Below are 13,637 nucleotides of genomic sequence, written 5' to 3'. Positions count from 1 at the left end.
GGTGTCGCCCCCTCACCCCACCCCTCTCCCCGAAGAAAAATCAGCGTTTTTTGTCGAGTGTCAGGGGCGGGGAGAGGGAGAATCTGTTTGGCCGCCTTGACTCTATAAGGCCACGTCATGCTTTGAAATGCCCTGAGACACATCACGGCGCTGTCTCCCCCATCTTCTTGATCACCTGCCTGAGCTGCTTCTGCGTCTCGGCGTCATCGGGCGCGAGTTTCAGCGCGGCTTCGAAGGCTTTTTTGGCGTCTTCGTTTCTGCCGAGTTCGGCGTACAGCAGCCCCAGGTTGTAGAGGGCGTTGAGGCTGCCGGGATCGAGCGCGAGGGCTTTGAGGTAGGATTTGAGGGCTTCGTCTTTTCGGCCCACCTGATCCTGCAGATTGCCGAGATTGAGGTGCAGCATGGAGCTCTCAGGGTCCATGTGCAGGGCTTCCGTCAGCGCGGCCTCGGCTTCCTTGAGCTTCTTGGAGCCTGCCAGGAAGGAGGCGTAGCTGTTCAGCGTGTAGGTGCGCTCCTTGGCGTTTTCCGGGCCTTTTTGCAGGTGCAGCAGAAGCTGGAAATCCACGTCCTCCAGATCTTCCGGCGGCTTGCCTCCCCACTCGACGAGCATGCTCATGCGGTGCACGCGCGCCTTGAGCCGCTTCATCTCGATTTCAAGGCGTGTCTGCGTGGAGAGCTCAAACGCTTTCTCGTAGGCTTTCTCGGCCATGTCGTAGCGCTCCTCCTGCATGAAGTCGTCCCCCAGCGTCACGTATTGGCCGATGACCTTGCGCGACTGATAGCGGTCCCACTGATCCTGGATGGAAGGGATGAAAAACGCCAGGAGCATGACCGAGGCACTGCTCAAAGTGACAAGGTAGGGCCACGCTTTTTTCGTCAGAGAGACTGGGTGTTCGTGCATGGCGTTGAACCTCTTTTAAACATCGGCTTCTTCGTCTTCGGATTCAACCTCTTCCTCCTCGGTTTCCTCTTCAGCCTCCTCTTCTTCGGATTCTTCCTCATCTTCCACCGCATGGGCAAAAGCGGCAAACCAGCCGCCGGCTGCGATCAAGGCTTCAGGCGTGCCCTGCTCAAGGATGCCGCCATCCCCAAGCACATACACAAGGTCGGCATCACGCACCATGCTGAAGCGATGGGCGATGATGATGATCGTGCAGGTGCTCCGCAGCTGGTGAATCGCGTGTTTGACCTCCGCCTCGGTATTGTAGTCGAGGTTGGCGGTGGCTTCGTCGAGTACAAGGATTTTCGGACGGCTCAGCAGCACGCGGGCGATCTGCACGCGCTGGCGCTCGCCCACGCTCAGGCCCATGCCGTTCTGGCCGATCTGCGTTTGCAGTCCCTTCGGCAGACGCTCCACCAAATTTTTCAAGCCCGCCTGCTCCACGACAGTCATCACCTCGGCGTCCGTTGCGTCCGGTTTCTTGTAGCGCAGGTTGTAGGCGAGCGTGCCGCGAAAGATCGCCCCGTCTGCCGCCACCATGCCGATGTGGCCGCGCACGCTGGAGGAGTCGAGTTTGCTCACATCCTGGCCGTCGATGAGGATCTCGCCTTTCTGCGGTTCATAGAGCTTCAGCAGCAGATCCACCGCCGTGGTTTTACCCGCGCCGCTGCCACCCACGATGGCGGTGATTTTTCCCGGCTCGAACGTCATCGAGAGCGAGTTCAGCACCTGATGATCTTCGACGTAGGCAAAGCTCACGTCCTTGAACTCCACGCGGCCATTTTCAATGAGCAGCGGTTTGCCGGGTTTTTCGCCGCTCTTGTTTTCCAGCAGACGGAACGCGCGTGAGATGGAGGCGATGTGCTGCTGCGTGTTCACCCACAGGCTGCACAGCTCGTCGATGGGTGAATACAAGCGGTCGAGGTAAGCGACGAACATGACCACATCTCCGGGCGTGAGCTTGTGGATGAGCGCCAGATAGCCGCCGCAGCCGAGCACCATGGCCGTGGCCAGATGGCTGAGCACGCCCTCCCAGAAGCCGAAGTTGTTCGAGAGCCTGGTGCGCTGCACGTAGTTGTCATACGCACTGCTGGAGATGCGGCGGTATTCCTGCACTTCGCGTGCCTCCGCGCCGCTGAGCTTCACGGTCTTGATGCCTTCGAGCGCGGTGTTGATGCGTGCGCTCACGTCCTCCCAGCGCTCGTAATAGGTGTTGAGCCCGGTCTCGAGTTTCTGGGAGGAGCGCCAGGCGATGATCAGGTAAACGGGAATCAAGGACACCGAGATGAAGGCCAGCGTGGTGTTCTGATAGAACATGATGGCCATGATGCCGAAGAGGCTGATGAACTCCGGCAGGATCTGCTGCGAAAACGCGCCCACAATCGCGCTCACCTCCTCGCTTTGATCGATCTGCTTGGCGATGGCGGCGGGTGCGCGCTTCCCAAAGAAGCCCAGCGGCAGCCGCAGCACATGCGCGAAGGCGCCCTGGATGAACTCCTGCTCGATGTCGCAGTCGAGCTGCGCCTTCTTGTTCTCGGCATACAGCCACAGGATGTAGCTGAGCACATTGATGCCCAGCATCAGCAGCACTGCGTACAGCAGCGTATGAATGGCCTCGCCGGGGGTGCGCTCGGCCACGTGTGCGGGGCTGTGCGGTTTTTTCTCGTGCGTCTTCTTGGTGGGCGGCGGCAGCGGGTGGGGGCTTGCGTGCGCGGCCTGGATTTTTTGGCGGAGGAAATCTTCCAGCGGGCTGTCGCCGGTTTCCAGTTCCTCGCCCGCCTCCACCTTGGCCTTGTCGTTGGCGTGTTTGACGAAGAGCCCCGCGATGTCGTTGATCGCCTCGCGGTAGATCAGCGGCTCCACCAGTCCTGCACCCGTGCTCAGCAGCGTGATGAACGCCACCATCAGCAGCCTGCCGCGATGGGGCGCGACCAGCTTGTAGAGGTGGCTCAGGACATCCTTCTTCATTGACCCGGAGAAACAACGAAGCGCCGCCCGTTTCCGCAACCTGTTTTATGAAGCTGGAGCAGCGCGGGTGCGAAATACGGGCAGGTGACGCGCATCAGAGCGCAACGGTGGCGTTCACCCAGTGCAGCGGGGGCAGGCCGTTGACGGCAGGCAGGCGGTGGGCTGGCTCCGGCCTGAAGCTGTGATGGCCGGCCAGGATCTGGCGCACGGCTTCCAGCTTGGTGGCGGCGCTGCTGCTGCTCGAGACACAGCCGTGGGCTCCGGCCCGCAGGACGCGGCAGGGCTCCAGCTCTGCGTCGTTGCCGGTGACAATGAGAAACTTCAGGCCCGCATGCAGCACCAGCAGATCCTTCACCAGCTCCAGGACACGATGCCCCGGCAGGCTCAGGCTGATGACCACCAGATCCGGCTGCTGCTGGGTGACGGCGGCAAAGGAGCAGGAGGCGCAGGTCACGGCTGCCGCCAGGGTGAGGTCTGGCTGGGTTTCCAGCGCGGCGCGAAAGTCCGCCGAGCTGTCTGGGTTGTTATCCACGATGACGATTCGATCCGGGTTTCTCATTTCAGGCTGGGGTTGGTTCTTGAACGCCGGAAACTCACGATTCTGACATGGGCCAGCCATCAAAGAATTGGAACAAAACCTTCGCTTTGAGTTTCTGGTGCAGCGGCGGATTTTGTCCCGAAGCCGTCTGCGAGTATTCAGTCACCTCATCCAGGAGAAGGGAGGCATCATCAAAATGCTGATGAACATCCGAAAAACTCGAATGAGTGTGGTTGCTGCCTGAAGCCCAGCTCTGACAGTGGAAGTACGACGACGATTTCATGGTTGCTGAATGCCGGTTGGGTTGATGAACAACCCACCATGCGGGCGTTCAGACATTCGGGTATCATCGCTGGTGCCGTTTGCGCTTAGGCCATGGGCCTACCGCTCTGGCCGTAGGTCGGCCGTGTTTGGCGTCGAGCGTGCTTCATCTTCCACCGCCGCCTCCGCCAAACCGTCCGACTGCGAGGACGTTCGTACGCCATGAAGTCTTGCCATACGCTGGTGGACGGGCGGGCTGTCGCCACGACCGTCCTACGATCCGCGCAGCGCGCTGGCCGTAGGTCGGCCATGTTTGGCGTCGAGAGTGATTCATCTTCCACCGCACCTCCGCCAAACCGCCCGGCTGCGAGGACGTTCGTACGCCATGAAGTCTTGCCATACGCTGGTGCACGGGCGGGCTGTCGCCACGACCGTCCTACGATCCGCGCAGCGCTCCGGCCGTAGGTCGGTCGTGTTTGGCGTCGAGGGCGTTTCATCTTCCACCGCTGTCTTCGCCAAACCGCCCGACTGCGAGGACGTTCCTACGCCCCACCATATGCCGTGCGCGTCTTGCCACGCGCTGCGAGGACATTGCTACGTCGGGGGGGGGCCACACGCTGATGGACGGGCGGGCTTCGCCACGACCGTCCTACGAACGCTGCGCTTCTTCTGCAACTGCGCCGCATCACTTCAGCACATCCCGCTGCGTCTCCACCCAGCGCACGGCCTGCCGGATCATTTCCGCACTCGTGACAAAGCCCATCTTCTCCTTGATGTGATCCCGATGAACGGAAACGGTCTTCGGACTCAAGTGAAGCTGCGCGGCGATTTCCTTCGCGGTCTGGCCCTGGCCGAAAAGCTCGAACACCTGAAACTCGCGGTCGCTCAGTTTGGTCAGCGGGGATTCCGTGGATCCACGCGGACGCGGTGTGGCAAAGGAGGCGGCGAGGTGCGCGGCCAGCCGCTCGCTCACATAGACGCCGCCATCCAGCACCTTGTGGATGGCATCCAGCAGCGCATTGCCGGGGCTGTCCTTGCCCACGTAGCCGCTGGCTCCGGCGCGCAGGGCGCGTGCGGCGCAGAGCATTTCATCATGCATGGAGCTGACGATGATCTTCAGCCCGGGGTGCAGGGTCGCGAGATCTTTGATGAGCTCCAGGCCGCCACGGCCCGGCATGTTGAGATCCGTGATGAGCAGGTCCGGCTTCTCCTGAGCCACCAGGGCGAGGGCTTCAGATTCATTCGTCGCCGTGCCGCAGATTTCAAAGCTGGGATAGGCCTGCAGCATGAAACGATAGCCATTGATCACGGCCGGATGATCGTCCACGAGCACGAGGCGGTAGGTTTTTTCGAGGGTGTCTGTGGTTGTCATGGGGTGTTGGGAATGTGCACGGCGATGCGTGTGCCTCCTGCGGGCGGAGCGCCGTGCTCCATCCTGCCGCCCATCATTTCAGTGCGATGCTGCATGATGCGAAAGCCGATGCCGCCGCTTTTTAAAGGCACCTCCGGCAGGCCGCAGCCGTCGTCGTCGATCTCCAGCACAATGAATCCCTCACGGCTCTCCAGCCCGATGCGGATCTCTCCGGCATCCGCATGCTTCAGGGCGTTGTTCACCCCTTCCTGGGCGATCCTGTAGAGATTGCAGGCCGTCGCTTCGCTGATCTCCAGGATGTGATCCGGGCACTCAAACACGCACCGCACGCCGGAGCTGCGCGTGGTGATGTCTGCCAGCGCCTGCAGCGCGTGCTCCAGACCCTGCTCCCACAGGGGCACCGGGGCCAGGCCATGGGAAAGGCCGCGCACCTCCGCCAGAGCTTCACGCAGGCTCTGGCTGGCATGCTGCGCGTGCTCTGCAAAGGCGGGGGCTTTGGCCAGCAGTTCGTCATGCAGGCCGTTGATGGACATGAGCACGGCGGTGAGCTGCTGACCGATGCCGTCATGCAGCTCATGCCCGATGCGCCGGCGCTCGTTCTCTGCGGAATCAATCACCGCGCGCTCCAGCACGGTGCGTTCCTGTTCGCGGTCTGCCAGTTGCTGGGTCATTTTTCGGAATGCCTGGGAGAGCTCATGCACTTCATCGCCCCCTTTCACGGGATCGATGCTGATGGTGCGGCCCTCGCCAAACTCGCGGACAGAGCGCGCCAGCCGCTCCAGCCGGGTGGCCACGCCGAAGTGCAGGATGGCCCAGAGACCGAGGCACATGAGGGCGATCACGGCGGCGGACCACTCCACCCGCTGGCGCGCATCCTGGTGCGCATGCAGCACGGCATTGGCACGGTCATACACCAGCAGGAGCCAGTGCCGGGTCTGCGCAGGGATCTCGATGGGAAAGGCCGCCAGCACGATGAAGTCCCCCTCCGCCAGAGTGGCGGACTCCATGATCTTGCCGGTGCCCTTGCTGGCCCGCTGCCACGCGGTGGCGGCAGGGGTTTCTGCGGCGGAGAGCCCCTCCCACTGCGGGGATGAGCTGGCCAGCACGCGGCCTTTTTCATCCACCACGGCGGCCATGCGCAGCCAGGGCTCATGGGTCCAGTCGGTGAGGCTTTCACTCAGGGCCTTGATCTCCTTCTGCACCAGATGCTGCCGGGCCAGCTGGGTCAGCCGGGCGCCGGTGGCCTCGGCCTGCGTGGTCACATCGCTGAAATTGCGCGCCAGGTCATTGGCCAGGTCCAGCTCATAGTCCAGCCACGTCGCCAGCATGCCCAGCAGCAGCAGCAGCGCTGGGATCAGGAAGCGAAGTGGCGGCGGAAAAGACACTGCGGTGATCGGTTTTTTCTCTCCTGCATCTACGGACACGGATGGACTGAACAGCGGTGCAGCTTCCATCACGTGAAGCCATTCGCGGGGGTGTCCTGACGGTGCGGCGGATTGGAATGGGTGGGTTTCATGGCCGCCGAAAGGTTGAATCCGAGGGGGTGTCCTTCTCAATCACCCCAGCAGGCTATTTCCACGGGTGCCCGGACAGGAGGGACTTTCGCGGACCGAAGGCAGGAGGCCGGGGCAAAAACGCTGCATCCATTGCGAAATCAGGACTCCTGGCTAGAAACCCCCTTTCTCAGACGTTTGCCCTTTCCCTTTGACCTCAAGCGTGGTCGGAGCCAAAGAACCGCCCCCCTTTGATGTTAGAGAAAAAAATCAGGCTAGAGCACACCCACCGAATCTTGTTCACGAGAGAAGTCTTCGCGCCTCGGAACCACACCATTCGTGACCTCCTTCACCTCGACCAGCCGCACAAGCTCCCCCGGGTGCTCGTGTTTGTGGACGAAGCCGTCGCCACGGCCAACCGCGATCTGCTCGACGACATCATGGCCTACGGCCAGGTGCATGCGGACACCTTCACCATGGTGGATGATCCCATCGTCATCCCCGGCGGCGAGCCCTGCAAAAACGACTTCCGCCTGGTGGAATGCTGCTGGGACGCCATCAATGAAGCCGCGCTGGACCGCCACAGCTACGTCTTCGTCATCGGCGGCGGCGCCGCGCTGGACCTCGTCTGCTTTGCCGCCTCCACGGCGCATCGCGGCATCCGCCATGTGCGCTTTCCCACCACCACCCTGAGCCAGGGAGACGGCGGCGTGGGCGTGAAGAACGGCGTGAACTACTTCGGCAAAAAGAACTGGGTGGGCAGCTTCGCCGTCCCGTTTGCCGTGGTGAACGACTTCGCCTTCCTGGAACTGCTGCCCGCACGCGGCCGCCGCAACGGCATCATCGAGGCCATCAAGGTCGCGCTCATTCGCGACCGCGCCTTCTTTGAGCAGATCGAGGCCATGGCCGGAGATCTCGCCGCGCTGAAGCAGGAGGCGCTGGAGCAGGTGATCCAGCGCAGCGCCGAGCTGCACGTGGAGCACATCGCCACCGGCGGCGATCCCTTCGAACTCGGCTCCGCCCGCCCGCTGGACTTCGGCCACTGGGCCGCGCACAAGCTGGAGCAGATCTCCAAATTCACCGTGGCCCATGGCGAAGCCGTGGCCATCGGCATGGCCGTGGACCTCGTCTACTCCCGCATGCAGGGCATCCTGAGCGAAGAGACCTGCGAGCGCGTGCTGAAGCTCATCGAGAGCATCGGCTTCGCCACCTCCTCCCCCCACCTCATGACCCCCGGCCGCTCCGGCGAACCCGCCATCCTCGAAGGCCTCGAAGAATTCCGCGAACACCTCGGCGGCGAACTCACCGTCACCCTCGTCCCCGAAATCGGCACCAAGGTGGAAGTCCACGAGATGAACCGCGTGAAGATCCTGAACGCCGTGGTGGAGCTGCAGAAGCGGGCTGCCTAAAAGTACGACAGACACTCCTGTCTGTCGGTCAGCGCCCACGCCACGTGCCAAAGTGTCCGCATTACTGCCAGCCATTCGCACGTGGAAGCGAGCTGCGTGATCGTGTTGTAACGCCCAAAGAGCGCTGCCCTCCGGCCGTAGGTCGGTCGTGTTTGGCGAAAAAGAACACCCTTCAACACGCAAAAACCTCTCCGCCAAACCGCCCGACTGCGAGGACGTTCGTACACCACGGAGCCAGCAATACACTGACAGACGGGCGGGCTGTCGCCACGGCCGTCCTACGATCCGCGCAGCGCGCTGGCCGTAACTCGGCCGTGTTTGGCGTCGAAGGCTTTCGATGCCCGAGGTTGCTCTCCGCCAAACCGCCCGACTGCGAGGACGTTCGTACGCCATGGAGCCAGCCGTACGCTGACAGACGGGCGGGCTGTCGCCACACCCATCCTACGGTCCGTGTGCAGAATCATACAGGGTAAAGCGTGGCTGCGTGTTCGTGATTTGATGATATGATCCTCAGCATGCAGTACGCCGTTTATGCGGACTTGTCTCGCCGACTTACCGAGCGCGAACGATCCACCCTCTTTGAGGCCCTTGACGCCAACGTACCTGGCAGCGGTTGTGTAGGACTTCAAAAGAGCCGAAATGACGAAGTGTATTTTGTGCTGGAGGCTCTTTCCGAAGCGGCAGCAAGCGCTCAGGCCGCGCACTGCATGAACCTGATTCTTAAAAAGGCCCTGGTTGAAGTTGAGTATGCACTCACCCTGCAGAAGATGCATTCCGCATGAACTGCCAAAACCGCCGAAACCGGGTATTGGCAGTTTCGGCGGTTTTGGCGGTGCTTTTTAAAAGGGGGAGCTTTTTTCGCGTGGAAGCACAAAGCTATTCTTCGTCCTCACGTATACCGTCGAATATTCCAGGTTTGGATTCTTTGGATTGATGCTCACTCACATCGAACCGCAACATCGCCAAGAGGCGTTTGGCATGATCAGGGGCTGAATCATTCGGAGTGACGCACAGAATGATTGGTGCCTTCGCTGATACTGGCATGCCAACAACAATAATAACCATGCTATCAAATCCGTAATCTTTACAGCGGCGGATGCATCTGGCTCTCACGACATCTTTAGAAGCTTGGGGATTTTGAGCGCATACCAATGCAATCGCCGTTTTGGTTTCTGAGCAGCCGATCACAGAAAATCCAAACTGAGAGCGCCGTTCTCGGATTTTCTTGAACTGCCAATGAATCTTTCCAAGCAATTCCTCCCGCTCTGGTCGATCAAACTCCATGAACTGAAGAGAGGCAGTCATCCAGTTTTTTGGTTTCCATTTTTCCAAAAGGCACAGGAAGCGCTCTGTATGGGAACCAAGAACAATACGAGGTTTGGACCCTCGGTCAGCCAATCCCTGCAAACGACGATAATATTGATCCAACTCGTCAGTGTAGGTCCCAATTTGTACGTGTTCGTTTTCTTTTAGAGTGTTTTTTCCCCGGAAGAAAAGACCATGAATAATATAATACATCATGTAATCCAATTCGTCTGACGCTTCCACATTTCGGATCAAGTTTGTGTCGCATCGACGAATTAGGTAATGCAGAAAGACGGCAGGTTTGTCTAAAATATCTACAATCACTCTCAGATCATTAAGTGACACGGACCAGCATCGTTCTGTATTATTAACAAGGCCAATATCAGATAAGCTCCAAATGCTGGAAGAAACAGTGCTGACAAGATCTAGAGTGACATTAATCCGAAACACCCATTGAAAATCTTCGGCTTTCAGAGTGGTTTGTTTTGAATTGCTGCCTTGCACAAGCATTTCGCCTCTCTCCGTGAGCTCAGTCACAAGCCTTTCGGCTTGATTCAAGCCTTTGGCTACTGTCTTTTTGATATCAGTTTTAACCCTCATCGGCCCGCCACGTTTGGCAGCCGGTGTGATGCCACCTGCTTTACATTCTACGACAAGGAGAACATCTCCCAGGCTAATAATAACATCCGCCTCGGCTTGTCCTCCTGTTTTGAGTGGGTAGAATGCTTTCGTTACAATGCTCGACTTCGGAAAAACTATTTGAAACAACCGGGCTGTTTCTTCCTCCAAATATGTGTCTCTTGCCGGCCGAATAGTGTTCTCCCAATAGCTTGGGTTTACGTCACGAAGAGCGTGTGACAAAAAATCATATGCATTTCTTGCGATTTTAAAAAAATTAAAGGCGTAGAATTTTCCCCGGTTTTCAATAAAAGGCTTTTTGTCTGTCAGTGTTTCATTGAGAGGCCAAAATCGAAATCGATCTTCTTTTCCTGCAAACATTGTGTTGTCGCCAAAATGGCAACCGTGAGATATTAGGATAAGTTTTTCTTCGTCGCTGTGGGCATCTGCTAGGAAGCAGTCGGGGGAGCCGAATTCATCAAAAGAGATCTTTGCTTTCTCAATTTGTTCGTGGTGATTTCTCAGAAATTGCCGAAATTCGTCACTCAAATCAGCATCACTTTTCCATTCATCACGCCAAGGCCCGAAAATATTCCTGTAAGGAGCAACTTTCAGATCTGAATCCTGATTGACCCGCTCTTCAATAATGCTTTCAAGACGTTTTGTGAACTGGGAGTAATCGGTGAAGGAAAATCCTGTGAATTTTCGAAATGCATTATCGTGAGGTGTCAGTATATCATGCCAGGTTTGTTCTAGATGTTGCCAATAACCATCGCCCCGAACGTTAAGCTTTTGCAGTCGGAACGAAGTTGACAGTTCAGCGAGGGGATCGTCTTCTTGCGCTGGCATCTTTTTGCATGCTGTGTAGAACACAGTCGAATGGAGACGGATCGTTGCGAGTAGATCGATTGCATTTTGAACATCATCTGCAGACGGAGACGTATTGGGAGAAGAATCGGGCAAGGCCGTGGCAATGCTGCATAGGTATTCAAGATTGACCTCGCTTTTTTTTACATCTTCTTTTTCTGTAATCTTACCGCCAGGGGAAAATAGAATATAGGTTGCGACTCTACCCAGGAGATCCAATCTATTCTTGGTGGTCAGCAACTCGCATATTTTTTCTATTGCGTGCCGAACCTTTAATTCAGCCTCAGCTGAGATGGCTTCCCAATCAGGCCTGATATGATTGATGTCGTCAGTGGATTCTTGTTTTTCACTCATATACGTCATTCCGCGACATTCTGACGAAATGCGCAACTAAAACTGGCTAAAGGAAGGGGCGGTTTGGATGCAGAACGCTTATAGTGTCTTCACACCCTCAAAAAACATCTCCCCCTTTTAAAAAGCACCGCCAAAACCGCCGAAACCGCCAGAACTGGGTTTTGGCAGTTTCGGCAGTTCATCCCGCCTTCGACAATGCGTTCCGGGCCTGTGGGTTAAGATGGTAGTTCGTGGTAGGGCGGCCGCCGAAAGAACTGGAAGGCTGCACGGTGGCGATGAGCCAGCGGTGCTCGGCCAGCAGCTCGCAGGCGGACTCGGCCTCTTCAGGGCGTGCCAGGCCTGCCCATCCCTTCCGCCGCACATCCCTTGCCTTAAACTCCACCGGCAGCCCCGCCGTCCCATCGCACAATTTCTTGAGCAGCGTATGCACGGCGGTGCTCTCGGCCACGGCGCCGGAGGCGAAGACGCGGGCGGCGTGGGATTCCAGGTAGCGGGCCCAGGAGAGGGCGCGCTGCAGGGCGGAGAGGCTGACGTCTCCGCTGGGGTCCTCCGCTGCGTGGATGAGAAGGGCGAGCGCGGGCACCAGCTTGCGGTACTTGCCCAGGTGCGCCTCCATGGCGGGTGCCAGCGTGCCGCTGCGCAGGCGGTGCTCCAGATCGTGCCGCCAGGTGCCAAAGAGCTCCTGCGCCTCGGGCGCAAAGCGGTAGGTGGGGATGCCATCGCGCCCGGTCTTGAGGCCCTTTTGCGTGAGCTGTGCGGTGGTGATGTTTTCAAAGGCGTGAAACACATCCGTGGCCTCCCACTCGGCTTCGCCGTTCAGCGGGCGGTCGATGTCTTCCCAGTGCTTGCTGACGTCCGGCCACACCATGAGCGAGAAGCGCTGCAGGAAGCCATCGGCACCTGCGGTGTGGCCATTGGCCGCACGCACATGGCTGGCAATGACGCCGGGCTGGATGCTGCCCAGCACGCTGAGGGCGCAGGATTCCACGTGCCTGCGACCACGACCGATGCGGTCGAAGGTGAAGCCCTCCTTGCCGCTCCAGGCCTGCAGCAGAAAGGCGCGCAGGGACTGGTTGCCATCCTTTTCCAAAAGGGCGAGCAGGCCCGCGAGCTCATCGTTGTACAGCAGGGTGCCGGTGGGATTGTCCCGCAGGACTTCGCCCAGGGCCTCGATGCTGGCGTCATTGACGATGAAGCGGCGCAGCGGCGTGGCCTCTCCCTCCGCCGGGCCGATGAGCTGCGCGTAGTCAAAGGGCTCGCCATTCTTCGCGGCCTTGCGTGCCTCGGCCTCCAGCGCGCCACGTTTGATCTTCGCGGCGATCTCCGCCGTCTGGCGCTCCAGCTCGCGGCAGTCGTACTCTTTGCAGGCGATGCGCTCCAGCTCCTTCAGCGGGCGCATGGCGGCCTGCATGGCGGGGCTTTTCATCAGCGATGGACTGCCGATGAGCATGGCCCACAGGTGGGGGAACTCCGTGTAGCCTTCGTCCTGCGTCTTGGGCTGGATGCAGAAGCGCCGGCCCGCCACGCTGGAGAGCGCGGCCATGGCGGCCACGGCGGGGAATTCCGGCGGGCACTGCATGCGCTCCGCGATGTCGCTGATCCACGCGCGGAAGGGTTCGGGCAGCCATGCGGTGTCAAAGGGCAGCACCGGTAGCAGCGCCGCGCCCAGGGGCAGCGGACGCGGGGCATCCTCTCCTGTGGAGTAAGCGATGCGTTCCATCTTTTTCAACTTCTCGCGCAGTGCCGCCGTCATCTGCTGCGGGCTCATGTCCGCCTGCCCGGCCATCTCCCCCACGCTGGCGATGAGGCGGCGCTCATACGCGTAGGCGATCTGCCGCGCATGCCACTCCGCCATTTCCAGCCTGAAGATGGAGTGCCTGCCGAGCAGCAGCACCATGGCGGAGCGCACGCCCTCCATCATGGGGCCGCCCATGCGGCGCAGCCGCACCGCCACGCTGTCCGCGCTGATGGTTTCGCCACGGTCGTGCATTTCCAGCAGGGTGTCCCACAGGCAGCGCCGCTCCGGGTCCACAAACGCGTCCGCGTGCGGCAGGATGCGCCGCAGCGCAGGCAGCCACTCCTCATTGCCCTCCAGCAGCACGGCGAGGAGCTGCTCCTCGGAGTCCAGTGCCGCCGCCATGGCTCCCGTCAGTTCAGCAGGTGCATGCATGGTGGTTCAGGCCTGGGGTTGAGGGTTGTGAGTGCGGGTGGTTTGCGCCTGTGCCGTGGGCTGCACGTGAAAGAGCTGCCGCAGCGTGGCCTCCACCTCCGCCAGGTCATAGCGGACGGACTTGCCGATCCGGTAATGCCCCAGCACGCCTGCGCGGGTGAGCTGATCGATTCTGCGGACGCAGAGGCCACAGTGGGCGGCGAGTTGTTTGCGGGTGATCTTCCCGGCCGGAAGGCTGGAAGCGGTGGTGTGTGTCGGTGATGAATGATTCATGCCTCTGTATGAGGCTTGGGTCCGGATTTCAGAAGTCAACGTAAAAAGTGACAGGATGTCAAATTATAG

General features: G+C 59.6%; 10 protein-coding genes. 2 read left to right on the top strand and 8 right to left on the bottom strand.

Annotation, left to right across the window (positions count from 1 at the left end; genetic code table 11):
* Nucleotides 1–142: 142 nt before the first annotated feature.
* The 5 genes from AC3RLQ_RS13555 to AC3RLQ_RS13535 form a co-directional block, all read right to left on the bottom strand.
* Complete coding sequence (locus AC3RLQ_RS13555; protein WP_493037897.1) at nt 143–901, bottom strand: tetratricopeptide repeat protein; 759 nt, start codon at nt 899–901, stop codon at nt 143–145.
* 15 nt (nt 902–916) lie between these two features.
* Entirely contained in the window at nt 917–2,908 is a 1,992-nt protein-coding gene (locus AC3RLQ_RS13550; RefSeq protein ID WP_493037895.1) for an ABC transporter ATP-binding protein, read from the bottom strand.
* A 94-nt stretch (nt 2,909–3,002) separates the two neighbouring features.
* Nucleotides 3,003–3,467 (bottom strand): response regulator, encoded by a 465-nt coding sequence (locus tag AC3RLQ_RS13545; protein ID WP_493037893.1) that lies wholly within the window; start codon nt 3,465–3,467, stop codon nt 3,003–3,005.
* A 925-nt stretch (nt 3,468–4,392) separates the two neighbouring features.
* On the bottom strand, nt 4,393–5,079 hold the full coding sequence (locus AC3RLQ_RS13540; protein WP_493037891.1) for a response regulator: 687 nt from the start codon (nt 5,077–5,079) through the stop codon (nt 4,393–4,395).
* On the bottom strand, nt 5,076–6,503 hold the full coding sequence (locus AC3RLQ_RS13535; protein WP_493037889.1) for a sensor histidine kinase: 1,428 nt from the start codon (nt 6,501–6,503) through the stop codon (nt 5,076–5,078). The genes AC3RLQ_RS13540 and AC3RLQ_RS13535 overlap by 4 nt, the downstream gene beginning before the upstream one ends.
* 323 nt (nt 6,504–6,826) lie before the next feature.
* On the opposite strand from AC3RLQ_RS13535, the gene AC3RLQ_RS13530 reads away from it, so the two are divergent.
* Nucleotides 6,827–7,981, top strand: a complete 1,155-nt coding sequence (locus AC3RLQ_RS13530) for a 3-dehydroquinate synthase (protein ID WP_487680720.1) — start codon at nt 6,827–6,829, stop codon at nt 7,979–7,981.
* 515 nt (nt 7,982–8,496) lie between these two features.
* Complete coding sequence (locus AC3RLQ_RS13525) at nt 8,497–8,763, top strand: hypothetical protein (RefSeq protein ID WP_493037887.1); 267 nt, start codon at nt 8,497–8,499, stop codon at nt 8,761–8,763.
* 94 nt (nt 8,764–8,857) lie between these two features.
* Here the strand turns inward: AC3RLQ_RS13525 and AC3RLQ_RS13520 are convergent, their stop codons facing one another.
* From AC3RLQ_RS13520 to AC3RLQ_RS13510, 3 genes are all read right to left on the bottom strand, one after another.
* Nucleotides 8,858–11,125, bottom strand: a complete 2,268-nt coding sequence (locus AC3RLQ_RS13520) for a hypothetical protein (protein WP_493037885.1) — start codon at nt 11,123–11,125, stop codon at nt 8,858–8,860.
* 178 nt (nt 11,126–11,303) lie between these two features.
* On the bottom strand, nt 11,304–13,295 hold the full coding sequence (locus AC3RLQ_RS13515; RefSeq protein ID WP_493037883.1) for a YfjI family protein: 1,992 nt from the start codon (nt 13,293–13,295) through the stop codon (nt 11,304–11,306).
* 6 nt (nt 13,296–13,301) lie between these two features.
* Nucleotides 13,302–13,568, bottom strand: a complete 267-nt coding sequence (locus AC3RLQ_RS13510) for a helix-turn-helix domain-containing protein (RefSeq protein WP_493037881.1) — start codon at nt 13,566–13,568, stop codon at nt 13,302–13,304.
* Between the last annotated feature and the right edge of the window lie 69 nt (nt 13,569–13,637).

The sequence above is a fragment of the Prosthecobacter sp. GW821-HT29F12 genome, assembly GCF_058803405.1.
Note: the sequence above shows the minus strand (reverse complement) of the source record. Positions and strands in the feature narration are given on the sequence as shown.